Source organism: Caballeronia sp. LZ043 (genome assembly GCF_031451075.1).
Classification (GTDB): domain Bacteria; phylum Pseudomonadota; class Gammaproteobacteria; order Burkholderiales; family Burkholderiaceae; genus Caballeronia.
In genome coordinates this window covers 1,354,208-1,375,828 of record NZ_JARUXT010000001.1, presented here as the reverse complement: position 1 = coordinate 1,375,828, position 21,621 = coordinate 1,354,208, and the positions used below count along the sequence as shown (strand labels likewise).

At 64.3% G+C, this 21,621-nt stretch carries 24 protein-coding genes; 9 read left to right on the top strand and 15 right to left on the bottom strand.

The annotated features are described in order from the left end of the window. Nucleotides 1-19: 19 nt before the first annotated feature. Nucleotides 20-1,051 (top strand): NlpC/P60 family protein, encoded by a 1,032-nt coding sequence (locus QCE64_RS06205; protein ID WP_310003094.1) that lies wholly within the window; start codon nt 20-22, stop codon nt 1,049-1,051. Between the two features lie 59 nt (nt 1,052-1,110). Further along, nucleotides 1,111-1,917, top strand: coding sequence for an SDR family oxidoreductase (locus tag QCE64_RS06200; RefSeq protein ID WP_309808189.1), 807 nt, complete (start codon nt 1,111-1,113; stop codon nt 1,915-1,917). A gap of 46 nt (nt 1,918-1,963) precedes the next feature. Here QCE64_RS06200 and QCE64_RS06195 read toward each other — a convergent pair whose 3' ends face one another. The 8 genes from QCE64_RS06195 to QCE64_RS06160 all read right to left on the bottom strand — a co-directional run bounded on the left by QCE64_RS06195 (nt 1,964) and on the right by QCE64_RS06160 (nt 7,955). Then, complete coding sequence (locus QCE64_RS06195; protein ID WP_309915714.1) at nt 1,964-2,974, bottom strand: anion permease; 1,011 nt, start codon at nt 2,972-2,974, stop codon at nt 1,964-1,966. A gap of 40 nt (nt 2,975-3,014) precedes the next feature. Then, nucleotides 3,015-3,641, bottom strand: a complete 627-nt coding sequence (locus QCE64_RS06190) for a DUF47 domain-containing protein (RefSeq protein ID WP_309808186.1) — start codon at nt 3,639-3,641, stop codon at nt 3,015-3,017. Nucleotides 3,642-3,864: 223 nt separating this feature from the next. Then, entirely contained in the window at nt 3,865-5,253 is a 1,389-nt protein-coding gene (locus QCE64_RS06185) for a replicative DNA helicase (protein WP_310003092.1), read from the bottom strand. A 111-nt stretch (nt 5,254-5,364) separates the two neighbouring features. After that, nucleotides 5,365-5,820, bottom strand: coding sequence for a 50S ribosomal protein L9 (gene rplI, locus QCE64_RS06180; RefSeq protein ID WP_309808184.1), 456 nt, complete (start codon nt 5,818-5,820; stop codon nt 5,365-5,367). 28 nt (nt 5,821-5,848) lie between these two features. Beyond that, complete coding sequence (gene rpsR / locus QCE64_RS06175; protein ID WP_309808183.1) at nt 5,849-6,124, bottom strand: 30S ribosomal protein S18; 276 nt, start codon at nt 6,122-6,124, stop codon at nt 5,849-5,851. Between the two features lie 2 nt (nt 6,125-6,126). After that, nucleotides 6,127-6,426 (bottom strand): primosomal replication protein N, encoded by a 300-nt coding sequence (priB, locus tag QCE64_RS06170; protein ID WP_309915708.1) that lies wholly within the window; start codon nt 6,424-6,426, stop codon nt 6,127-6,129. A gap of 34 nt (nt 6,427-6,460) precedes the next feature. Further along, the gene (gene rpsF, locus QCE64_RS06165) at nt 6,461-6,832 is read right to left on the bottom strand and encodes a 30S ribosomal protein S6 (RefSeq protein ID WP_309808182.1); all 372 of its coding nucleotides are present in this window, start codon (nt 6,830-6,832) and stop codon (nt 6,461-6,463) included. 139 nt (nt 6,833-6,971) lie between these two features. Further along, entirely contained in the window at nt 6,972-7,955 is a 984-nt protein-coding gene (locus tag QCE64_RS06160; protein ID WP_310003090.1) for a LysR substrate-binding domain-containing protein, read from the bottom strand. Nucleotides 7,956-8,145: 190 nt separating this feature from the next. Here QCE64_RS06160 and gcl point away from each other — a divergent pair, with 190 nt between their 5' ends. The 4 genes from gcl (at nt 8,146) to lysM (ending at nt 12,560) form a co-directional block, all read left to right on the top strand. After that, on the top strand, nt 8,146-9,921 hold the full coding sequence (gene gcl / locus QCE64_RS06155) for a glyoxylate carboligase (RefSeq protein WP_309915704.1): 1,776 nt from the start codon (nt 8,146-8,148) through the stop codon (nt 9,919-9,921). 76 nt (nt 9,922-9,997) lie between these two features. After that, nucleotides 9,998-10,798 (top strand): hydroxypyruvate isomerase, encoded by an 801-nt coding sequence (hyi, locus tag QCE64_RS06150; protein ID WP_309915701.1) that lies wholly within the window; start codon nt 9,998-10,000, stop codon nt 10,796-10,798. Between the two features lie 44 nt (nt 10,799-10,842). Beyond that, nucleotides 10,843-11,751: a 2-hydroxy-3-oxopropionate reductase gene (locus QCE64_RS06145; protein ID WP_309915698.1), complete on the top strand. Its 909-nt coding sequence runs from the start codon at nt 10,843-10,845 to the stop codon at nt 11,749-11,751. Nucleotides 11,752-12,065: 314 nt separating this feature from the next. Then, entirely contained in the window at nt 12,066-12,560 is a 495-nt protein-coding gene (lysM, locus tag QCE64_RS06140; RefSeq protein WP_309808177.1) for a peptidoglycan-binding protein LysM, read from the top strand. Nucleotides 12,561-12,610: 50 nt separating this feature from the next. Here lysM and QCE64_RS06135 read toward each other — a convergent pair whose 3' ends face one another. The 6 genes from QCE64_RS06135 to QCE64_RS06110 form a co-directional block, all read right to left on the bottom strand. After that, nucleotides 12,611-13,603 carry an asparaginase gene (locus QCE64_RS06135; protein ID WP_310003088.1) on the bottom strand — a complete coding sequence of 331 codons (993 nt, stop codon included), beginning with the start codon at nt 13,601-13,603 and terminating at the stop codon, nt 12,611-12,613. A 42-nt stretch (nt 13,604-13,645) separates the two neighbouring features. Continuing rightward, nucleotides 13,646-14,572: a CysB family HTH-type transcriptional regulator gene (locus QCE64_RS06130; protein ID WP_309808175.1), complete on the bottom strand. Its 927-nt coding sequence runs from the start codon at nt 14,570-14,572 to the stop codon at nt 13,646-13,648. A gap of 61 nt (nt 14,573-14,633) precedes the next feature. Then, complete coding sequence (locus QCE64_RS06125; protein ID WP_309915689.1) at nt 14,634-15,692, bottom strand: sulfate ABC transporter ATP-binding protein; 1,059 nt, start codon at nt 15,690-15,692, stop codon at nt 14,634-14,636. 15 nt (nt 15,693-15,707) lie between these two features. After that, entirely contained in the window at nt 15,708-16,610 is a 903-nt protein-coding gene (gene cysW / locus QCE64_RS06120) for a sulfate ABC transporter permease subunit CysW (protein WP_309929938.1), read from the bottom strand. Then, nucleotides 16,607-17,494, bottom strand: coding sequence for a sulfate ABC transporter permease subunit CysT (gene cysT / locus QCE64_RS06115; RefSeq protein ID WP_310003086.1), 888 nt, complete (start codon nt 17,492-17,494; stop codon nt 16,607-16,609). The genes cysW and cysT overlap by 4 nt, the downstream gene beginning before the upstream one ends. A gap of 99 nt (nt 17,495-17,593) precedes the next feature. Beyond that, a complete protein-coding gene (locus QCE64_RS06110; protein WP_309915683.1) occupies nt 17,594-18,628 on the bottom strand; it encodes a sulfate ABC transporter substrate-binding protein in 1,035 nt (344 codons plus the stop codon). A 258-nt stretch (nt 18,629-18,886) separates the two neighbouring features. Between QCE64_RS06110 and lexA the strand changes: the two genes are divergently transcribed. The 3 genes from lexA to QCE64_RS06095 all read left to right on the top strand — a co-directional run bounded on the left by lexA (nt 18,887) and on the right by QCE64_RS06095 (nt 20,818). Further along, nucleotides 18,887-19,564 (top strand): transcriptional repressor LexA, encoded by a 678-nt coding sequence (gene lexA / locus QCE64_RS06105; RefSeq protein ID WP_309808170.1) that lies wholly within the window; start codon nt 18,887-18,889, stop codon nt 19,562-19,564. A gap of 224 nt (nt 19,565-19,788) precedes the next feature. Then, complete coding sequence (locus tag QCE64_RS06100; protein ID WP_309915680.1) at nt 19,789-20,118, top strand: hypothetical protein; 330 nt, start codon at nt 19,789-19,791, stop codon at nt 20,116-20,118. A gap of 97 nt (nt 20,119-20,215) precedes the next feature. After that, nucleotides 20,216-20,818: a DUF2939 domain-containing protein gene (locus tag QCE64_RS06095; protein WP_310003084.1), complete on the top strand. Its 603-nt coding sequence runs from the start codon at nt 20,216-20,218 to the stop codon at nt 20,816-20,818. Between the two features lie 30 nt (nt 20,819-20,848). Here the strand turns inward: QCE64_RS06095 and QCE64_RS06090 are convergent, their stop codons facing one another. After that, a complete protein-coding gene (locus tag QCE64_RS06090) occupies nt 20,849-21,358 on the bottom strand; it encodes a universal stress protein (protein WP_309929932.1) in 510 nt (169 codons plus the stop codon). Between the last annotated feature and the right edge of the window lie 263 nt (nt 21,359-21,621).

Below are 21,621 nucleotides of genomic sequence, written 5' to 3'. Positions count from 1 at the left end.
CCTGCGCTCGCCTTCTGCAATGCGTCGAATCTGGTTGCCGCTACTCGTGTCCGTGCTGCTCGCCGCGTGTGGTTCCGCGCCGCAGCAGGCCACGCGCAAGCCCGCGTCCAGCACCGCCGCCACCCGCACCTTCAAGCCGCCGCCCGGCTTCCCGACGTTCGTCGATCACAGCATCGGACGCGAGGAAATCTCCATTCAGGCGATGTCGCTCGTCGGCGTGCCGTATCGCTGGGGCGGCAACACGCCCGACGCAGGCTTCGATTGCAGCGGCCTCGTGCGCTATGTCGTCGGGCGCGCGGCGTCCGTCGATCTGCCGCGCACCACTGGCGAGATGAGTTCGCGCGGCGAATCGGTCGAACCGGACGAAATCGCCGCCGGCGACCTCATCTTCTTCAACACGACCGGGCGGGCGCATTCGCACGTCGGCATCTATGTCGGCAAGCTGCGCTTCGTGAACGCGCCATCGACGGGCGGCACGGTGCGTCTCGATTACCTCACCAACCCGTACTGGGCCAAGCGTTTCGACGGCATACGCCGCGTCGCGGCGCCCAAGGCCGCACCGACGCCGTTCGATGGCCCGACTTACCTGGCATCGCCTGCACCTGCTGCACCCGCTGCGTCGCCTGCGGTTCAAGCCGCCGCGCCAGCCGCGCAGCCTGCGCCGACCTACGCGCGCCAGACCGCGCCGGCTCCAGTGACTCCAGTGACTCCAGTGGCTCCAGTGGCCCCGGTGACCGCGAGCGCCGACGCCTTCGAACCGCCGCCTTCGTCGCTGAGCGCGGCGCAGCGGCAATCGCAAGCGGCCGGCGCGATCGCGCCCGCTGCCGCCACGGCCGCGATCAACGCCGCGCCGGATCCGATCCAGGCCGCCGCCGACGCCTTCGAGCCGCCGCCGCCCAGCTCGCGCGCCGCGCGGCAACAGGCCTACGACAACGCCTCGCCCGCCGATCCACCCGTGCGCGTGATGCGCGCTTCGACTGGCTCGCTTGCCGCGCCACGTCCCGCACCGAACGACGACCCCATCGCCCGCTTCGCCACCGGAACGAACTGACGCCCGCCGCGCGCGTCTGCTATCGTGTTCCGATCGACTTCACCACGGAGCGCAACACCATGGACTTGGGACTGGCGGGCAAGGTCGTGCTGATCACGGGCGGCAGCAAGGGTATCGGTTTCGCCTGCGCCAAGGCGTTCGCCGCGGAAGGCGCGAAAGTGGCCATCGTCTCGCGCGATGCCGCCAATCTCGCCCGCGCCCGCGAGCAGCTCGCGAGCAGCGGCTATCACGTGCATCTGGCGCGTGCCGACCTGCACGAGGCGCACAGCGCTGACGACGTCGTCGAGGAAGCGAGTGCGGCGCTCGGCCCGATCGACATCCTGATCAACAGCGCGGGCGCCGCAAAACGCTACGATCCCGACACGCTCGACGCCGCCGCGTATAAGGCCGCGATGGACGCCAAGTACTTCTCCTACGTGTATCCGCAGCAAGTGGTGCTCAAGCGCATGGCCGAACGCCTGCGCGCCGATCCGCAGGCGGAACCGGGCGCCATCGTCAACATCATCGGGATGGGCGGGAAGATGGCCAGCGACATCCACATCGCGGGCGGCGCCGCCAATGCCGCGCTGATGCTCAATACCGTGGGGCTGGCGCATCACTATGCAAAGCTCGGCATCCGCATCAATGCGATCAATCCGGGCTCGACGCTCACCGAACGCGTCGAGGAAGCGCTCGATCTCGAAGCGAAGCGTCAAGGTGTGACGCGCGATCAGGTGCTCGCCGACAGTCAGGCCAAGGTGCCGTTCGGCCGCTATGCGAAGCCGGAGGAAATCGCCGACGTCGCGCTCTTCCTGGCGAGCCGCCGGGCGAGTTACGTATCGGGCGCGCTGATTCCGATGGACGGGGTGTCGTCGCCGATCATCTGAAGCGGCTCTGCCTCGCCGTCACGCGGGGCGGACGCGCTCATGACACTTACAGGAAGCGATGTCCGAGCCACCAGCCCGCTGCGGCAAGCAGAGCGGAGGCCGGAATGGTCAGAATCCACGCCCACACGATGTTGCCCGCGACGCCCCAGCGCACCGCGCTGAACTTCTGCGTCGCGCCCACGCCGACAATGGCGCCGGTGATCGTGTGCGTGGTGGACACCGGAATGCCGAGGAACGACGCGAGAAACAGCGTGATCGCCCCGCCCGTCTCCGCGCAGAAACCGCCGACCGGCTTGAGCTTGGTGATCTTCTGACCCATCGTCCGCACGATGCGCCAGCCGCCGAACAGCGTGCCCAAGCCCATCGAGAGATAGCACAGGCCGATGACCCAGATCGGCGGCGCATCGGCGGTGGCGGACGCGTAGCCGGTGGCGATCAGCAGCATCCAGATGATGCCGATGGTCTTCTGCGCATCATTGCCGCCGTGTCCCAGCGAGTACAAGCCCGCCGAAACCAGCTGCATGCGGCGGAAGCGCCGGTCGACCTTCGAGGGCGGCGTGCGGAAATACAGCCACGACACCAGCAGCATGAAGAACGAGCCGAGCACGAAGCCCAGCAGCGGCGAGATGAAGATGAACGCGACCGTCTTCAGCAGGCCGTCCCAGTTGAGCGAGCCCCAGCCTGACTTGGCGAGCGCCGCGCCGACCAGCCCGCCGATCAGCGCATGCGACGAACTCGACGGAATGCCGTAGATCCAGGTGACGATGTTCCAGCCGATCGCCCCGACCAGCGCGCCGAAGATCACGTAGTGATCGACGATCTCGGGGTCGATGGTGCCCTTCCCGACCGTGGCGGCGACCTTCAGATGAAAGATGAAATACGCGATGACGTTGAACGCCGCCGCGAAGGCGACCGCTTGCTGCGGCTTGAGCACGCCGGTCGAGACGACCGTGGCGATGGAATTGGCGGCGTCGTGGAAGCCGTTCATGAAGTCGAACGCGAGTGCGACCACGACGAGCAAGGCGACGGCCCAGATGGCGAGTTGAATCGAATGCATCAGTGAATGGTGTTGTGACTGGAGTTCAAAGCGCCGCCGGTCAGGCGTTTTCCAGCACGATGCCTTCGATGATGTTCGCGACGTCTTCGCACTTGTCGGTGATCGTCTCGAGCAGCTCGTAGATCGCCTTCAGCTTGATGAGCGTCTTCACGTCGTCTTCCTCGCGGAACAGTTTCGACATCGCCGAGCGCAGCACGCGGTCCGCATCCGACTCGAGCCGGTCGATTTCCTCGCAGATCTTCAGGATTTCGCTCGCGCGCTTCATGTCGGACAGCAGCCCGACCGCTTGCTGCACGCGCTCGCACGTTGCCGTGCTGATGTGCGCGAGCTGGCTCGCCTCCGAGGTCACCGCACGCACGTCATACAGCGAAATGGCCGTGGCGACATCCTCCATCAGGTCGAGGATGTCGTCCATCGTCGTGATCAGCTTGTGGATCTCGTCGCGGTCGAGCGGCGTGATGAAGGTCTTGTGCAGCAGGTCGATGGTTTCATGCGTGAGTTTGTCGGCGCGCTTCTCGTTCGCCTGCACTTTCTGCTTGTGCATCTCGGCTTCGTCGAGGTTGTCGATCAGCAGCTCGAGTTCGCGGCTGGCCTCTACGATGCACTTGGCATGCGCGTTGAAGATTTCGAAGAATTTGCCCTCAGTGGGCATGAAACGACCGAACATGAAAATCCCGATCCCGATTAATGGGTCAATTTAAAGACAGACATCAAACTGACATATTGTACCCGTGCGCGCACCCTGACGTCCCGCGCTCATGCGCCGCGAATCGTGACTCGCATCCGGGACGGCAAAGCAGTCGTCATGTCTTCGTGTACGCTCCGCACCTTGCAGAATGCTTGCGCCACGGCACTTGACCGCTTTAATTCGATGCCGAGAGGCAGTGGTCTTACTCGCTGCCGTAGAAGGTCTGCGAGCCCGCGAAATTGTCAAATTTCGTGAACTGGCCGTGGAAGGTCAGGCGCACTGGTCCAATCGGACCGTTACGCTGCTTGCCGATGATGATTTCCGCCGTGCCCTTGTCGGGACTGTCGGGGTTATAGACTTCGTCGCGATAGATGAACAGGATCACGTCCGCATCCTGTTCGATTGCGCCAGATTCGCGCAGGTCCGACATGATCGGGCGCTTGTTCGGACGCTGTTCCAGACCGCGGTTCAGCTGCGACAACGCGATCACGGGCACGTCGAGTTCCTTGGCGAGACTCTTCAGCGAGCGCGATATTTCCGAGATTTCAGTGGCGCGGTTTTCGCCGCCGCCCGAGCCCGACATCAGCTGCAAATAGTCGACGATGATGAGCCCCAGCTTGCCACACTGGCGCGACAGACGCCGCGCACGCGAGCGCAGTTCCATCGGGTTGAGGCCGCCGGTTTCGTCGATGAACAATTGCGCCTCGCTCATCTTCTGCACGGCGTGCGTGAGCTTCGGCCAGTCTTCGTCGGTGAGGCGGCCCGTGCGCATGCGGTGTTGATCGAGCCGGCCCACCGAGCCGAGCATACGCATGGTGAGCTGCGTGCCGGGCATTTCCATCGAAAACACGGCGACCGGCAGGCCATATTCCACCGCCACGTATTCGCCGATGTTCATCGAGAACGCCGTCTTGCCCATTGACGGACGTCCCGCCACGATGATCAGCTCGCCGCCGTGCATGCCCGAGGTCATGCGGTCGAGATCGACGAAGCCGGTGGGCGTGCCGGTCACGTCGCTGGGATTGGCGGTGTGGTACAGCGTGTCGATGCGCTCCACCACTTGCGTCAGCAGCGGTCCGATCTCGAGAAAGCCCTGCGTGCCGCGCGCGCCGTCTTCGGCGATCGAGAACACGCGCGATTCGGCTTCGTCGAGAATCTGGCGGACTTCCTTGCCCTGCGGATTGAACGCGTCGGCGGAGATTTCGTCCGCGACCGACACCAGACGGCGCAACACCGCGCGATCCCGCACGATCTCGGCATAACGCCGGATATTCGCCGCGCTCGGCGTGTTCTGCGCCAGCGCATTCAGGTACGCGAGCCCGCCCACTTCGTCGGCCTTGCCGGCCATCGTCAGCGCTTCGTGGACGGTGATGACGTCCGCGGGACGCGTCGCCGCGATCAGCTTGCCGATGTGTTCGTAGATGATGCGATGGTCATAGCGATAGAAATCGCTTTGCGTCATCACGTCGGCGATGCGGTCCCACGCGGCATTGTCCAGCAGCAGGCCGCCGATGACCGATTGTTCAGCTTCGATCGAATGCGGCGGGACCTTCAGCGCGTCGAGTTGCGGGTCTTTGGACGGAGCGTTCATGGGGTGGAATTATCGGACAATGGCCGGGCATGGACAATAAAAAATGGCAGGAGCCATTCAGCTCCTGCCATTTCTGATCCGATTCGCGAGGCGTGGCGCCTCGCGTCAGACTTAGGCGTGCTCGCCGAGCACCGACACCGTGACGTCGACCAGCACGTCCGTGTGCAGCGCCACTTGAACCGGATGGTCGCCGACCAGCTTGATCGGGCCTTGCGGCAGGCGCACTTGCGCCTTTTCGACTTCGGCGAAGCCTTGCGACTTCAGCGCTTCGGCGATGTCCGCGTTCGTGACCGAACCGAACAGACGGCCGTCGACGCCGGCCTTTTGCGAGATCTGAACGGTGAAACCGCTGAGCTTTTCGCCTTGGGCCTGAGCTGCTGCCAGCTTTTCAGCGGCATTCTTTTCGAGTTCGGCGCGGCGAACTTCGAATTCAGCAATGGCGTCCTTGGTCGCGCGGCGTGCCTTCTTGCCGGGGATCAGGAAGTTACGTGCGTAGCCGTCCTTGACCTTGACGATGTCGCCCAGGTTGCCCAGATTGACGACCTTTTCCAAGAGAATGATTTGCATTTTTGGCTTTCCCTATTGCGTCGTCTGATTAGGCCTTGTGCAGGTCGGTGTACGGCAGCAGCGCGAGGAAACGTGCGCGCTTGATGGCCGTGTCGAGCTGACGCTGATAGTGCGACTTCGTACCGGTCAGACGAGCCGGCGTGATCTTGCCGTTTTCGCCGATGAAGTCCTTCAGCGTTTCCGTGTCCTTGTAGTCGATCTGTTCGACACCGGCTGCCGTGAAACGGCAGAACTTCTTGCGCTTGAAGAGCGGATTTTGTTGCTGACGACGCTTGTCGAATTTCTTACCAGTCGGGCGGGGCATGATTAGTCCTTTCCAATGTCCTGCAATTCTGTGATGTGAAACACCAGGGTTCGTGCGTTACGGCTCTTCTTGGCCAGGAAGCCGATGAAGCGTGTTTCGACGCCCATCGGACAGCTTTCCAGCCTGCCGCTCGCCTCTCCGGCGGCGACCGCCTGCAGTGTCAGTTCGATTTTCCGGGCGATGCCCGCTTCGACGACTTCTGCGGCGTGTTGCAACGTGCAGCTGGCGATCGGGATGCCGGCGGGCGTGTACCGCACCGGTTCGCGTTCCACGACGCTTGCTGTCAGTTGCAGCCGATTCACTTGAACCTTGGTGGCTGTGACGAACTGATTCGCCTTAAGCCTGCGCTTCGGACGGCTGGCTGGCCGCCTTCTTGGCTTCTTCGCGCTGCACTTCCTTCATCATCGGCGACGGGCCGGTTTCGGCCTTCTTCATCTTGACGATGAGGTGACGCAGAACGGCGTCGTTGAATTTGAATGCGTGTTCCAGCTCTTCCAGCGTGGGCTGGTCGCACTCGATGTTCATGCAGACGTAGTGAGCCTTGGCGAGTTTCTCGATCATGTAGGCCAGTTGACGGCGGCCCCAGTCCTCGATGCGGTGGATCTGGCCACCGTGCGACGTGATCGTGCTCTTGTAGCGCTCGATCATGGCGGGCACTTGCTCGCTTTGATCGGGATGCACGATGAAGACGATTTCGTAATGACGCATATTCACTCCTTGTGGATATAAGCCACCCGGGCGTCGGACCGGTGCGGCAAGTGAGAAGCCCGAGACTATAGCGTGGAATGGCGCTTTTCGCAAGCTGCATAGCCTTTTTCAGGCCGAAATCGGCAGTGATTTCAGGCAGTTAGCGGTCCTTGACCGTCGCAGCCGCCGCATGGACCGGCTCGCCCGGCAAGCGGACCGGCTTGCCCGGCAAGCTGGGCGGACGGCTCCAGTAACCCGGTTGGGCGAAGATTTCCTTAAGATAATCAATGAAGTAGCGTACACGCGCCGGCACGTAGCGCTGCTGCGGGTAGACCGCAAGGATGTCGTAGTCAGGCAGTTCGAAATCGTCCAGCACGGTCTCGAGCTCGCCGGCTTCCAGTTGCCGCTGGATTTCCCACGTCGATCGCCAGCCCAGCCCCAGCCCTTCCGATGCCCAGCGGTGCAGCAGTTCTCCGTCGTTGCAATCGAGATTGCCGGCCACGCGCACCGTCACGATCTTGCCGTTGCGGCGGAAATACCAGCCACGGTTCTGGCCGCCCTGCAGATTGAACGCCAGGCAGTTGTGGTTCGGCAGGTCTTCAAGCGTTTTCGGCCGGCCGTGCTTCCTGAAGTACGCGGGCGTCCCGCACACGACGCGCCGGTTGCCCGCCAGCTTCACCGCGACGAAGTTCGGATCGACGGCCCCGCCGATGCGTATCGACAGGTCATAGCCCTCGCGCACGAGATCCACGACGCGGTCGGTCAGATTGAACGACATCTGCAATTCGGGCTTGTCGGCGAGGAAGCGCGGCGCGTGCGGCGCGACATGCATCCGCCCGAACGCCGCCGGCGCGGACACGATCAGATGCCCGCCCACCGCGCGCCGCCCCGCCGCAAGTTCGTTCTCCGCCTGATCCCATTCCGCCAGCAGATTCCGGCAGCGGTCGAGAAACGCGGCGCCTTCCTCGCTGACCACGAGTCGACGGGTCGAGCGATACATCAGCTTCACGCCGAGTCGCTTCTCCAGGGCGTCTATGCGCCGCCCGAGAATCACCGGCGACACGCCCTCCTCCAGCGCCGCCGCCGCCAGGCTGCCGGCCTCGGCCACGCGCACGAAGGTTTCGATCTGCTTGAAACGGTCCATCGGTCGTCTCCGGACGGGCACTCGCCGCTCAGTCGCGCCACGTCGTCATTCGATACTTTTTGTTTGGTAAAAAGCGACTCGCGCTGATCTTATCAAACCTTTTTCACAGACTTAAAGTGCATCGAACCCTGCATGAAAGCAGACAGCCATTTCCCCGAATTCAGTTAGAGCCCCCAGGAAGGAGACAACCATGCCCAAGATGAGAGCCGTCGATGCAGCCGTCCTCGTGCTGGAAAAAGAAGGAATCGATACCGCGTTCGGCGTGCCGGGCGCGGCCATCAACCCGTTCTACTCGGCGATGAAGAAGTCGGGCGGCATCAGCCACGTGCTGGCGCGCCACGTCGAGGGCGCCTCGCACATGGCCGAAGGTTATACCCGTGCGGCGCCGGGCAACATCGGTGTGTGCATCGGCACGTCGGGTCCTGCGGGCACCGACATGATCACCGGCCTGTATTCCGCCCAGGCCGACTCCATTCCGATCCTCGCGATCACCGGCCAGGCGCCGCGCGCGCGGCTCTACAAGGAAGATTTCCAGGCCGTCGATATCGAATCGATCGCCAAGCCCGTGACGAAATGGGCCGTCACCGTGCGCGAGCCGGCGCTCGTGCCGCGCGTGTTCCAGCAGGCGTTCCACCTGATGCGCTCGGGCCGTCCGGGTCCGGTGCTGGTCGATCTGCCGATCGACGTGCAGATGGCCGAGATCGAATTCGACATCGATACGTATGAGCCGCTGCCGGTCTACAAGCCGAAGGCAACCCGCGCGCAGATCGAGAAGGCGCTGACGATGCTCAACGACGCCGACAAGCCGTTGATCGTCTCCGGCGGCGGCGTGCTCAACGCGGCGGCTGAGGACCTGCTCGTGAAGTTCGCGGAAACCATCGGCGTGCCGGTGATCCCCACGCTGATGTCCTGGGGCGCGATCCCCGACGACCATCCGCTGATGGCCGGCATGGTCGGCCTGCAAACCTCGCACCGCTACGGCAACGCGACGATGCTCGCCTCCGACTTCGTGCTCGGCATCGGCAATCGCTGGGCGAACCGCCATACGGGCAGCGTCGAGGTGTACACGAAGGGCCGCAAGTTCGTGCACGTCGATATCGAGCCGACGCAGATCGGCCGCGTGTTCGGGCCGGATCTCGGCATCGTGTCGGACGCGAAGGCGGCGCTGGAACTGTTCGTCGAAATCGCGCAGGAGTGGAAGGCCGCCGGCAAGCTGAAGGATCGCGGCGCGTGGGTGGCGGACTGCCAGCAGCGCAAGCGCACGATGCAGCGCAAGACGCACTTCGACAATGTGCCGATGAAGCCGCAGCGCGTCTACGAGGAAATGAACCTCGCCTTCGACCGCGATACCTGCTTCGTCACGACGATCGGTCTGTCGCAGATCGCCGGCGCCCAGTTCCTGCATGTGTTCAAGGCGCGCAACTGGATCAACTGCGGCCAGGCCGGCCCGCTCGGCTGGACCATTCCGGCGGCGCTCGGCGTGCGGGCAGCCGATCCGCAACGCAAGATCGTCGCGCTGTCGGGCGACTACGACTTCCAGTTCATGATCGAAGAGCTCGCCGTTGGCGCGCAATTCAAGCTGCCGTACGTGCACGTGGTCGTGAACAACTCGTATCTCGGGCTGATCCGTCAGGCACAGCGCGGCTTCGACATGGACTACTGCGTGCAGCTCGCGTTCGACAACATCAATGCGCCCGAACTCGAAGGCTATGGCGTCGATCACGTGGCGGTGGCCGAAGGGCTCGGCTGCAAGGCGCTGCGCGTGCACAAGCCGGAGGAGATCGCGCCCGCATTGAAGCAGGCGCAGGCGCTGGCCGCGCAACATCAGGTGCCGGTCGTCGTCGAGATGATTCTCGAACGCGTGACCAACATCGCGATGGGCACGGAGATCGACGCGATCAACGAGTTCGAGCAACTCGCGGAAAGCAAGTCGGATGCGCCGACTGCCGTCACGCCGCTGGACTGATTCCCCTGCTTCGCCGCCGCGCGTTCGTTAAACGAGCGCGCGGCCTTCATCACTGACCGACCATCAGGACCGAACCATGCCGAAATTTGCTGCGAACCTGACCATGCTGTTCAACGAAGTCCCGTTCCTCGACCGCTTCGCGGCCGCGGCGAACGCGGGCTTCAGCGCGGTCGAGTTCCTGTTCCCGTACGCGTTTTCGATCAGCGATATCCAGCAACGCCTGAAGGACCACGATCTGCGCATCGTGCTGCACAACCTGCCCGCCGGAAACTGGGAAGCGGGCGAGCGCGGCATCGCCTGCCTGCCGGACCGCGTGGCGGAATTCCGTGAAGGCGTGCCGCGCGCCATCGAATACGCGAAGGCGCTGAACGTGCCGCAACTGAACTGCCTCGTCGGCATTCCGACGGCCGGCGTTTCGACGGAACAGGCGCGCGCGACCATCATCGAGAACCTGCGCTTCGCTGCCGCTGCGCTCAAGAAGGAAAACATCCGCCTGCTGGTCGAGCCGTGCAATGCGTACGACATTCCCGGCTTCGCGCTGAACCGCTCGAAGGACGGGCTCGACGTGATCCGCGCGGTCGGCTCGGACAACCTGTTCCTGCAGTACGACATCTATCACATGCAGCGCATGGAAGGCGAACTCGCGGCGACCATCAGGAAGCATCTGCCGCAGATCGCGCACATCCAGCTCGCCGACAACCCCGGCCGCAATGAACCGGGCACCGGCGAAATCAACTACGCGTTCCTGTTCCGGCTGCTCGACGAGATCGGCTATCAAGGCTGGATCGGCTGCGAGTACAAGCCGCTCGACGGCACCGAAGCGGGCCTCGGCTGGCTCGAACGCATCGGCGGCGTGACGGCGGGCAGCGCGGCATAACCCACGGATCCGGACATTCAAGGACACAAGGAGGAGCATCCAGTATGGCAACGATCGGTTTCATCGGCCTCGGCATCATGGGCGCGCACATGGCGCGCAATCTCATCAAGGGCGGCCACGCGCTCGTCGTGAACGGCAAGTTTCCGGTGCCGGACGACATCCGCGCGCAGACCAAGGTCGTGGAAGACTCGGCCGCGGTCGCGAAGGCCAGCGAGATCGTCATCACGATGGTGCCCGACACGCCCGATGTCGCCAATGTGCTGTTCGCCGACGACGGCGTCGCCAAGGGCCTCTCGAAGGGCAAGCTCGTGATCGACATGAGCTCGATCGCGCCGCTCGACACGCAGGAATTCGCGAAGAAGATCAACGCGCTCGGCTGCGACTATCTCGATGCGCCGGTCTCGGGCGGCGAAGTCGGCGCCCGCGAAGCCACGCTCACCATCATGGTCGGCGGCCCGGAAAAGTCCTTCGAGATCGCGAAGCCGCTGTTCGAGCTGATGGGCAAGAACATCTCGCTGATCGGCGACAACGGCGCGGGCCAGACCTGCAAGGTGGCGAACCAGATCATCGTCGCGCTGAACATCGAGGCGGTCGCCGAAGCGCTGCTGTTCGCCGCGCGTTCGGGCGCCGATCCGGAGCGCGTCCGCAAAGCGCTGATGGGCGGCTTCGCGTCGTCGCGCATCCTCGAAGTGCACGGCGAGCGCATGACGAAGCGCACCTTCAATCCGGGCTTCCGGATCGAACTGCATCAAAAGGATTTGAACCTCGCGCTCGACGGCGCGCGCAAGATGGGCCTCGCCCTGCCCCACACGGCCAGCGCGCAGCAACTCTTCAGCGTATGCGCCGCGAACGGCGGCAAGGCATGGGATCACTCGGCGCTCGTGCGCGCGCTCGAAATCATGTCCAACTTCCAGGTGGCCGACGAGCCGGCGCAAGCCAAAGCCGCCGCGTAACGCGCGGCACCTGAACCGTGGGGCGTCCCGCGTATGGGCACGCGGGACAAATGCCGTCCTGGGCTGAGGGCGGCAAGTGGGGTCCGAGAGCGGCACCCGGCGTTGCGCCGGGTAAGCCTTGGTCGGTCAGACGGAGTGTCGTCGGGTGTCCGCGTCGGATTGTCATGCATCGATTCCTGCCGCTTGTCATGAGCGGGGCTGCAACTCCTGTGTTGAAACTCCTGGGTTGAAACTCAGAACTATCTGGTGGTGCGCGCGACTAAACTGCGTGAAAGTCGCAGGCCGTCTCACCACTTCAACCAAGGAGCCAGACAATGGGAATCCTCAGCTTTATCAAGGAAGCAGGCGAGAAACTCTTCGGCGCAGCCACGCCGGCCGCACAGGCTGCGGCGCCCGCCGCGGCGCCGGATGTCGCCGCGCTGAACCAGAAAGCGGGCGAAGCGATCGCCACCTATATCCGCTCGCAAGGCCTCAACGCGGATAACCTCGATGTGAAATACGACGGCGCGTCGCACACGGTCACCGTGTCGGGCCAGGCGCCGGATCAGGCGACGAAGGAAAAGATTCTGGTCGCCGCGGGCAACGTGCAGCACGTCGACAAGGTGGACGACCAGCTGACCGTGCCGAACTCGGAACCCGAGTCGCAGTATTACACCGTCGTGTCGGGCGACAATCTCTGGAAGATCGCCGAGAAGTATTACGGCAGCGGCGCGAAGAACGACCTGATCTTCGAAGCGAACAAGCCGATGCTGAAGAGCCCCGACAAGATCTATCCGGGACAGGTGTTGCGCATTCCTCCTGCTGCCTGAGCCTCAGGCGCACACCATGAAAAACGCGAGCAGTGAGCTCGCGTTTTTTTTTAGTACGTATCGAATACGCGTTGCAGGTCATTATCGCCTCTGGCCAGCGCCAGCATCAGCAGCACGCGCGCCTTGTACGGGTTCAGCGTGCCCGCGCTGACCGTGCCCAACGCGTCATCCGAGGCCGCGCCATTGCGCATCACATGCCCCGACCCCACCCGCGACGCACGCACCACCGCCACGCCCCGCTTCACCGCATCGGCGAGCGCCTGCGTCAGCGTGGCGTGCATCGAGCCGTTGCCCGTACCCGCCACGACGATCCCCTTCACGCCGGCCGTCACGAGTGCATCGACGCTCACGCGCGACGCGTCCGCATAACTCGCGACGATCTCCACCATCGGCCATTGATCCGTCACGGCGAATTCGCTCGCCACGGTATGCGGCCGCACGGCCGTGCGCTGAAACTCGACGCGTCCGTCCTGCACGAAGCCCAGCACGCCGGTTTCGGGAGAACGGAAGGCATCGACGGCATAGGTGCTCGTCTTGGTGACATCGCGGGCGCAGTGGATCTGGTTGTTGAACGCCACCAGTACGCCCTTCCCCGCCGCGTCCGGCGATGCCGCCACCGTCACCGCATTGAGCAGATTGAGCGGACCATCGGCGGACAGCGCGGTGGACGGCCGCATCGCCGCCGTCAGCACGACGGGCTTCGCGTGCTTCACCGTCAGATGCAGCAGGTAAGCGGTTTCTTCGAGCGTATCGGTGCCGTGCGTGACCACGATGCCGTCGATGTCGTCCTGCGCCAGCAGCGCGTCGATGCGGCGCGACAGCGTCGTCCAGAGCGCGGCGCTCATGTCCTTGCTGTCGATGCTCGCAACCTGTTCCGCGTGGATGGTCGCAACCGAACCGAGTACGGGCACGGCGTCGAGCAGCTTGTCGACACCCACGACGCCCGCCTTGTAGCCCGCTGTTTTCGAGGCATCGCCGGCCGATCCGGCGATGGTGCCGCCGGTTGCCAGCACGGCGATGCGAGGGAGAGAGGATGGTTTCATGCCGGCGATTGTAAATCAGCCGGCAAGGACATCACGCGTGGCTCACGCCGCTTCGCGCAGCTGCGCGGCGATCTGCGCTTCGTCGAGTTGCGGGGCGAACATCTCGATCAGCCGATACGCATAGGCGCGCAGGAACGCGCCCTTGCGCAGGCCGACGCGCGTCGTGCTCGCCTCGAACAGATGCTGCGTATCCAGCGCGACAAGTTCCGAATCGCGCTTCGCGTCGTAGGCCATCGCCGCGACGATGCCGATGCCCATGCCGAGTTCCACATAGGTCTTGATGACGTCGGCGTCGATGGCGGTGAGCACGATGTCGGGAATCGCGCCGACGCTCGCGAACGCCTGGTCGACGTGCGAGCGGCCGGTGAAGTCCGTGTCATAGGTGACAATCGGATATTCGGCGATGTGCTCCAGCGAGAGGTTCTCGCGCCCGACCAGCGGATGATCCTTCGGCACCACCACCGTGTGATGCCACGAATAGCACGGGAACGTGACGATGTCCGGATAGCGGTCCAGCGCTTCGGTTGAGATGCCGATGTCGGCCTCGCCGTTGATGATCATCTGCGCGATCTGCTGCGGGCTGCCCTGGCGCAGCGCGAGATGGACCTTCGGAAACACTTCCGTGAACTGGCGAATCACCTTGGGCAGCGCGTAGCGCGCCTGCGTATGCGTGGTCGCGACGACCAGATGGCCGTTGTCCTGATCAGCGAACTGGCGTGCGACGCGCCGCAGGTTTTCGGCGTCGAGCAGCATGCGCTCGATCAGCTGATGCACTTCCTTGCCCGGCTCCGTCAGTCCGGTGAGACGCTTGCCGCGGCGCACGAAGATATCGACGCCGAGTTCGTCCTCGAGGTCCTTGATCTGTTTCGACACGCCCGATTGCGACGTGTACAGCACGTTGGCCACTTCCGTCAGATTCATGTTCTGACGCACGGCCTCGCGCACGAAACGCAGTTGCTGGAAGTTCATGGGAGTCTCTCCGTGATGCTTTTTGTCGCTTGTTCTGTGTGTTTCTGTGTATTTCTGTTTGTCATTGCGCCGGAAACACGCGCAGCGAGCGCGGCACCGCGGTCACGCCGTCGCCGACCTCGAGCCGCAGCGCGCGCCAGGCCTCGCGATCCAGCTCCGCTTCGATCACGCCGCCCGCGCTGCCTTCCAGCTCCACACGCACCGAACCGCCGAGCGTCACGACGCGCCGCACCCCGACCGTGATGCCGTCGCGATGCGCGCCGTCCGCCGGATACAGCGCGAGATCGTGCGGCCGGACGTAAGCGAGCGCGCGGCCGCTGAAATGGGCCTGCGCGGCGATCGGGCTCGCGGCGCCGTCGGCGGTGAAGCCGTTGGCATCGACCTGCCCTTGCAGGCGGTTCGCCGCGCCGAGAAACTCGTAGACGAACGAAGTCTGCGGATGATCGTACACGTCCTGCGGACTGCCGACCTGCTCCACGCGGCCGTGATTCATCACGACGATGCGGTCCGCCACCTCCAGCGCTTCTTCCTGGTCGTGCGTGACGAACAGCGTCGAGATATGCAGGTCGTCGTGCAGGCGCCGCAGCCAGCTGCGCAGTTCCTTGCGCACCTTGGCATCGAGCGCGCCGAACGGTTCGTCGAGCAGCAGGACCTTCGGCTCGACAGCCAGCGCCCGCGCCAATGCAATGCGCTGCCGCTGTCCGCCCGACAGCTCCGAAGGAAAGCGTTCCGCGAGCCAGTCGAGCTGCACGAGCTTGAGCAGTTCATGCACCTTCTCGCGGATCACGGCTTCGCTCGGGCGCTCGCGGCGCGGCTTCACGCGCAGGCCGAACGCGACGTTCTCGAACACCGTCATGTGACGGAACAGCGCGTAATGCTGGAACACGAAGCCGACCTGGCGCTCGCGGGCGCCCACTTCCGCAACGTCCTCGCCATGCAGGACGACCTGCCCTGCATCGGCGAATTCGAGGCCCGCGATGACCCGCAGCAGCGTGGTCTTGCCGCAGCCCGACGGCCCGAGCAGCGCGACCAGTTCGCCGGCGGGAAAGTCCAGCGAGACCTGGTCGAGCGCGGTGAAATCGCCGAAGCGTTTTTGCAGATTGCGAACGATGATGCTCATGATGATGTCGGCCTGTCAGTTCTGTGCGGTGGCGGAGGCTTTGGCTTCGCTCACGGACTGCGTCATGCGCCGCTCCGCGAGGAGCTTGAGCGCGAGCGTCACGAGCGCGAGCAGCGCAAGCAGCGACGCCACCGCGAACGCCGCCGAGAAGTTGTATTCGTTGTAGAGGATTTCGACGTGCAGCGGCATGGTGTCGGTCTGGCCGCGAATGTGCCCGGAGACCACCGACACCGCGCCGAATTCGCCCATGGCGCGCGCGTTGCAGAGGATCACGCCGTACAGCAGGCCCCACTTCACGTTGGGCAGGGTCACGCGGCGGAAGATCTGCCAGCCCGATGCGCCCAGCACGTGCGCTGCTTCTTCTTCGTCGTTGCCCTGCGCCTGCATCAGCGGGATCAGTTCACGCGCGACGAACGGAAACGTCACGAAGATGGTCGCGAGCACAATGCCCGGCACCGCGAAGATGATCTGCACGTCGTGCGCGGCGAGCCACGGACCGAACCAGCCCTGGGCGCCGAACATCAGCACGTAGATAAGGCCAGAGATTACCGGCGACACCGAGAACGGCAGATCGATCAGCGTCGTCAGCAGCGCCTTGCCGCGAAACTCGAACTTCGCGATGGCCCACGAAGCCGCCAGCCCGAACCCGAGATTGAGCGGCACGGCGATCGCGGCGGTGAGGAGCGTCAGCTTGATCGCGGACCACGCATCCGGGTCCTTCAGCGACTCGAAGTAATAGTCGAGGCCCTTGGCGAAGGCCTGCGCGAACACGGCGGCGAGCGGCACCACGAGAAAGAACGCGAGGAACGCGAGCGCGATGCCCGTCAGCAGCCAGCGCACCGCGCGCGGCTCGGTGACGGGATTGAGCGTGTGCGTCTCGCGCTGCGACGAGGTTTGCAATGGCAGGACCTTGCTCATGCCGGTTCTCCTGCCGTCGCCTGCGCGACCTGTGCCGGCGCCGCGCCGGTCTTGCTCGTGCGCCGTTGCAGGAACCACTGCAAGGTGTTGATGAGCAGCAGCATCAGGAACGACACGCACAGCATCACGACGGCGAGCGCGGTGGCGCCGGCATAGTCGTATTGTTCGAGCTTGGTGATGATGAGGAGGGACGTGATCTCGGACTTCATCGGCACGTTGCCGGCGATGAAAATCACCGAGCCGTATTCGCCGAGCGCGCGTGCGAATGCGAGCGCGAAGCCCGTCAGCAAGGCGGGCAACAGCGACGGCAGCACCACTCGGCGGAACGTCAGCCAGCGCGATGCGCCGAGGCACGCGGCGGCTTCCTCCTGCTCGCGCTCGAAGTCCTCCAGCACCGGCTGCACCGTGCGCACGACGAACGGCAAGCCGATGAACGTCAGCGCGACCAGCACGCCGAGCGGCTTGAAGGCGACCTTGATGCCGAGCGGCGCGAGATACTGGCCCACCCAGCCGTTGCTCGCATAGACCGCGGCGAGCGAGATGCCCGCGACCGACGTGGGCAGCGCGAACGGCAGGTCGACGATGGCATCGACGATGCGCTTGAACGGGAACGTGTAGCGCACCAGCACCCACGCGACGAGAAAGCCGAACACGGCGTTGATGAGCGCGCCGCCGAGCGCCGCGCTGAAGGTCAGCCGGTACGAGGCCAGCACGCGCGGCGACGTGACCGCGCGGACGAACTGGGCCCAGTCGAGCGTCGCGGTCTTCGCGAAGGTGGCCGCAAGCGGAATCAGCACCACGAGGCTCAGATAAGCCAGCGTGATGCCGAGGGTCAGGCCGAAGCCGGGCAAGGCGCTCGGCTTCCTGAATGTGAGGGTCGTCATCCTTGAGTCTTCCTTTTGCGCCGGGGGAGGCGCGTGCTGCCGGGTACTGCATGAACGACGCGCGGCGTCATGAGTGCGCCGCGTCGCCGGGACCTGTCCTTACTGCGGCTGATAGATCGAGTCGAACACGCCGCCGTCGGCAAAGTGCGTCTTCTGCGCCTTGGCCCAGCCGCCGAACGTATCGTCGATGGTGTAAAGCTTCAGCTTCGGAAACTGCTTCGTGAGCTCGGCCGGCACCGTCTTCGAACGCGGCCGATAGAAATTGCGCGCGGCAATCTGCTGGCCTTCGTCGCTATACAGATACTTGAGATACGCCTCGGCGAGCTTGCGGGTGCCGTGCTTGTCGACGACCTTGTCCACCACCGCGACCGGCGGCTCCGCCAGGATGCTCACCGACGGCACCACGATCTCGAATTTCTCCGGACCGAACTCCTTCAGCGACAGAAACGCCTCGTTCTCCCACGCGATCAGCACGTCGCCCTGACCGCGCTGCACGAAGCTCGTCGTTGCGCCGCGCGCGCCGGAATCGAGCACGCCTGCATTCTTGTAGAGCTTCGTCACGAAGTCCTTCGCGGTCTGCTCGTTGCCGCCCGGCTTGTGCTGCGCATACGCCCACGCGGCCAGGTAGTTCCAGCGCGCGCCGCCCGAGGTCTTGGGATTCGGCGTAACGATGGACACGCCCGGCTTCGCCAGGTCGTCCCAGTCCTTGATGTGCTTCGGATTGCCCTTGCGCACCAGGAACACGATGGTCGAGGTGTACGGCGAGGCATTGTCCGGCAGGCGTTTCTGCCAGTCTGCGTTGACGAGGCCCTTGCCCGCGAGGGCGTCGATGTCGTACGCCAGCGCGAGGGTGACGACATCGGCCTGCAGGCCGTCGAGGACCGCGCGCGCCTGGCCGCCGGAGCCGCCGTGGGACTGCTTGAAGGTGACGGTCTCGCCCGTCTCGGCCTTCCACTTCTTCGCGAAGGCCTGATTGAAGTCCTGATAGAGCTCGCGCGTCGGATCGTAGGACACGTTCAGGAACGATGTCTCCGCGCTCGCGGACGCCGCCATGCCGATGCCCGCCGCTGTCAGCGCAGCCGCCGCGAGCAGGCGTCGCGCGCCCCGACCCAATCCCCATTTCAAGCTTTGCATTCCCCGTTCTCCGTCTTATCGAATTGACGGAATCAGTCTAACGACGGGTCTATATGATTAGAAATAATCGTTTGTCACTTTTTTATACGTGAAACTGCTAAGAAGCTTATTCCTCTACGTAGAAAGGGTGGCTGGGGCTCGAACGCGCTCGCTGCGGGCCTGCACAACCGAACTTAAAGTAAAGCTTGAAAAGCGCGGAATACTGTATAAAAATACAGTCACCTGTCCATCCATACAGTGCCCCAGGGGTCCGAGCCAGTGAACAAGACATCCAAACTCACCGCGCGGCAGCAGCAGGTGTTCGAGTTGATCCAGCGCGCGATCGAGCGTACGGGCTTCCCGCCCACGCGCGCCGAGATCGCCGCCGAACTCGGCTTCAGTTCGGCCAATTCGGCCGAGGAGCATTTGCGGGCGCTGGCGCGCAAGGGCGTGATCGAACTCGCGGCGGGCTCGTCGCGCGGCATTCGCCTGCTGAGCGACTCAGCGCGCATCGAGCGGCCGGAAGACGTGCCGCATCAGTTCACGCTGCCGCATGCGAGCATCATGCAGCTTTCGCTGCCGCTGGTCGGCCGGGTCGCGGCCGGTAGTCCCATCCTCGCGCAGGAGCACATCTCGCAGCACTACGCCTGCGACCCTGCGCTGTTTTCGAGCAAGCCGGACTACCTGCTGAAGGTGCGCGGGCTGTCCATGCGCGACGCGGGCATTCTCGACGGCGACCTGCTGGCCGTGCAAAAGCGCACCGAAGCGAAGGACGGGCAAATCGTGGTCGCGCGTCTGGGCGACGACGTGACGGTGAAGCGCTGGAAGCGTCATCGCGATGGCGTCGAACTGATCGCCGAGAATCCGGACTACGAGAACATTTTCGTGCGCTCCGGCAGCGGCGAGTTCGCGCTCGAAGGCATCGCGGTCGGCCTGATTCGCTCCGGCGAGTTCTGATATTCCGGCATACGCGGTGGTGAGCGTGGTGAGACCAAGCCTCAGAAAAGATTGGAAGTTTTTATGTTTCGCCTGTCTCACTGAGACAAGAAATGTCCTGGTAATAGCGGAATATCAACTCACCAACCGCAGCGACGCTCACCCGGGCGTTCAACCGAAAAAACCAGCATGACGGCCACCGTTCGCGGCGGGCCGCTGTGCGCCCTATCGTCTGGAGAGTCACCATGGAACGTTTCGCCCGCTTGTTGCCCTTCCGCCAATTCGGCCGTCTGCGTCATCTGCGCACGCTGATTTCGTGCGGCATGCCGCGCGCCGAAACCACGCCGGATCTCTTCGAGACGGACATGCCCGCACTGCCGTCGCGTCAGCCGGCGTTTGCGCGGGTTTCGCTGAACAGCGGCGTGCATGCGGAAGCAGCCGAACGCGCGCCGGTGCGCGTGTATCGCGGACAATCGCGCGTGATCCTGGTCGGCAAGATCGATGAAGTGTCGCGCATGATCGACCGCTGCATCGCGGAGGAAAGCGCCGGGCTGGCGGGCGGGATCCTCGCGTAAGCGGGTTCCGGCAGACGCCGATTTCGGGTTCGCGGGATTTATCGGGCCCTTGCGCGGTCAATCGGGATTCACGTTCCGCGCGAGGCCCTTTCACCGCATGTCCCGCACTACCCGCTCCATCCTGACCGCGCTCGTCGTCCTGATCGTCATCGGACTGCTGGGCTATATCTATGCATCGCCCTATATCGCGTTGAATCGCCTCAAGCGCGCAGCCGATGCGCGCGACGCGCAGACGGTCAATGAATACGTCGATTACCCCGCGCTGCGCGCGAGCCTCAAGGAGCAAGTCGCCGCCTTGCTCACGCGGCGTGTGGATATCCAGAAAAACGGAAATCCGCTCGCCATCATCGGCGCGATGATCGGCGCGGCGGTCGTCGGTCCGCTGGTGGACACCTATGCCACGCCTGACGGCGTCGCGGCCATTCTCAACGGCATCCCGCCGCGCGGCACCCCCGGCGAACGCCCGCCGCCGGCCGGAACGAACGAGGCGGCGGTTTCATCCGCAGCACCGGCATCGGGCAGCGCCGCCCCGACACCCGAAGCCGCGCCGAAACCGCCTGCCACCACCGCGGGCTATCGCGACTTGAATACCTTCGCCGTGACCTATCAGCACGGCGCCGGCGACGCCCGTTACTCGGCCATCTTTCATCGCGATGGCCTCGTGTCATGGAAGCTCGTCGCGGTGAATCTGGACGGCTGAGGCGTTTCTGAAGCGTCGCTGAAGCGTCGTTCAGGCGCCCGCTTCCGCCTTCACAGGCCGGGCCGCCATGGCGGCCTCTTCTTCCGCCTCGGTCGACTCACCCGCCTGACACACTGCGACCAGAATGCTGCACTTCACGCGATCGAGCAGCGGCGTGTTGCCCGCGCCCATCCACCAGCGCGCGAGTCCATTGCGGCAGCGGTGCCCGACGACCACCAGATCCACGTTCAGCTGTTCGGCGAGCGCCGCAATCTCGTCGATCGGATGGCCGAACGCGAAGTGTCCCTGCGCCGGCAAACCGCGTTCGCGCAACCAGTCGACGCCTTCCTGAAGGATGTCGCGCGCGGCATCCTCGAAGCGGCCACAGGCCATGTCGGTGAGCAGCCCGGCGCTCTGTGCGATGCTCGAGCGCATGTCGACGACGGCCAGAATGTGCGTTTCCGCCTTCAGGTCGAGCGCGAGATTCGCGCCCTGACGCAGCGCCTTGCGGCCCTCTCTGGAGCCGTCATAGCACAGCAGGATTTTTCGATAGCTATCCATCTTGACCTCCCTGGCCAGACTTGCCCTTGACGCCTGCGCTCCGGACCGGAACGAGGCGTGTGATGGCAATGCGATTTCCCGTGGTGTCGCATCTTCATGATCGTGTGTCCCCCGGGGCGTCACAACGGTGGAAAACGCTAACCGGATGCGTGCGCCGTGCATGCTAGCTGGCGTCGTGCCAGCCGTGCAACATCCTTGCCAGGCAGGCCTCGCGCACTACGGCCGAAAAAAGCACGCGGCTTCCGCACGGATTCGAAACGGGC

Bases quoted from the DNA above. Each gene is read 5' to 3' on its own strand.
- QCE64_RS06205 (WP_310003094.1), top strand. From the start codon at position 20: ATGCGTCGAATCTGGTTGCCGCTACTCGTGTCCGTGCTGCTCGCCGCG.
- QCE64_RS06200 (WP_309808189.1), top strand. From the start codon at position 1,111: ATGGACTTGGGACTGGCGGGCAAGGTCGTGCTGATCACGGGCGGCAGC.
- QCE64_RS06195 (WP_309915714.1), bottom strand. From the start codon at position 2,974: ATGCATTCGATTCAACTCGCCATCTGGGCCGTCGCCTTGCTCGTCGTG.
- QCE64_RS06190 (WP_309808186.1), bottom strand. From the start codon at position 3,641: ATGTTCGGTCGTTTCATGCCCACTGAGGGCAAATTCTTCGAAATCTTC.
- QCE64_RS06185 (WP_310003092.1), bottom strand. From the start codon at position 5,253: ATGAACGCTCCGTCCAAAGACCCGCAACTCGACGCGCTGAAGGTCCCG.
- rplI (WP_309808184.1), bottom strand. From the start codon at position 5,820: ATGCAAATCATTCTCTTGGAAAAGGTCGTCAATCTGGGCAACCTGGGC.
- rpsR (WP_309808183.1), bottom strand. From the start codon at position 6,124: ATGCCCCGCCCGACTGGTAAGAAATTCGACAAGCGTCGTCAGCAACAA.
- rpsF (WP_309808182.1), bottom strand. From the start codon at position 6,832: ATGCGTCATTACGAAATCGTCTTCATCGTGCATCCCGATCAAAGCGAG.
- QCE64_RS06160 (WP_310003090.1), bottom strand. From the start codon at position 7,955: ATGGACCGTTTCAAGCAGATCGAAACCTTCGTGCGCGTGGCCGAGGCC.
- gcl (WP_309915704.1), top strand. From the start codon at position 8,146: ATGCCCAAGATGAGAGCCGTCGATGCAGCCGTCCTCGTGCTGGAAAAA.
- hyi (WP_309915701.1), top strand. From the start codon at position 9,998: ATGCCGAAATTTGCTGCGAACCTGACCATGCTGTTCAACGAAGTCCCG.
- QCE64_RS06145 (WP_309915698.1), top strand. From the start codon at position 10,843: ATGGCAACGATCGGTTTCATCGGCCTCGGCATCATGGGCGCGCACATG.
- lysM (WP_309808177.1), top strand. From the start codon at position 12,066: ATGGGAATCCTCAGCTTTATCAAGGAAGCAGGCGAGAAACTCTTCGGC.
- QCE64_RS06135 (WP_310003088.1), bottom strand. From the start codon at position 13,603: ATGAAACCATCCTCTCTCCCTCGCATCGCCGTGCTGGCAACCGGCGGC.
- QCE64_RS06130 (WP_309808175.1), bottom strand. From the start codon at position 14,572: ATGAACTTCCAGCAACTGCGTTTCGTGCGCGAGGCCGTGCGTCAGAAC.
- QCE64_RS06125 (WP_309915689.1), bottom strand. From the start codon at position 15,692: ATGAGCATCATCGTTCGCAATCTGCAAAAACGCTTCGGCGATTTCACC.
- cysW (WP_309929938.1), bottom strand. From the start codon at position 16,610: ATGAGCAAGGTCCTGCCATTGCAAACCTCGTCGCAGCGCGAGACGCAC.
- cysT (WP_310003086.1), bottom strand. From the start codon at position 17,494: ATGACGACCCTCACATTCAGGAAGCCGAGCGCCTTGCCCGGCTTCGGC.
- QCE64_RS06110 (WP_309915683.1), bottom strand. From the start codon at position 18,628: ATGCAAAGCTTGAAATGGGGATTGGGTCGGGGCGCGCGACGCCTGCTC.
- QCE64_RS06100 (WP_309915680.1), top strand. From the start codon at position 19,789: ATGGAACGTTTCGCCCGCTTGTTGCCCTTCCGCCAATTCGGCCGTCTG.
- QCE64_RS06095 (WP_310003084.1), top strand. From the start codon at position 20,216: ATGTCCCGCACTACCCGCTCCATCCTGACCGCGCTCGTCGTCCTGATC.
- QCE64_RS06090 (WP_309929932.1), bottom strand. From the start codon at position 21,358: ATGGATAGCTATCGAAAAATCCTGCTGTGCTATGACGGCTCCAGAGAG.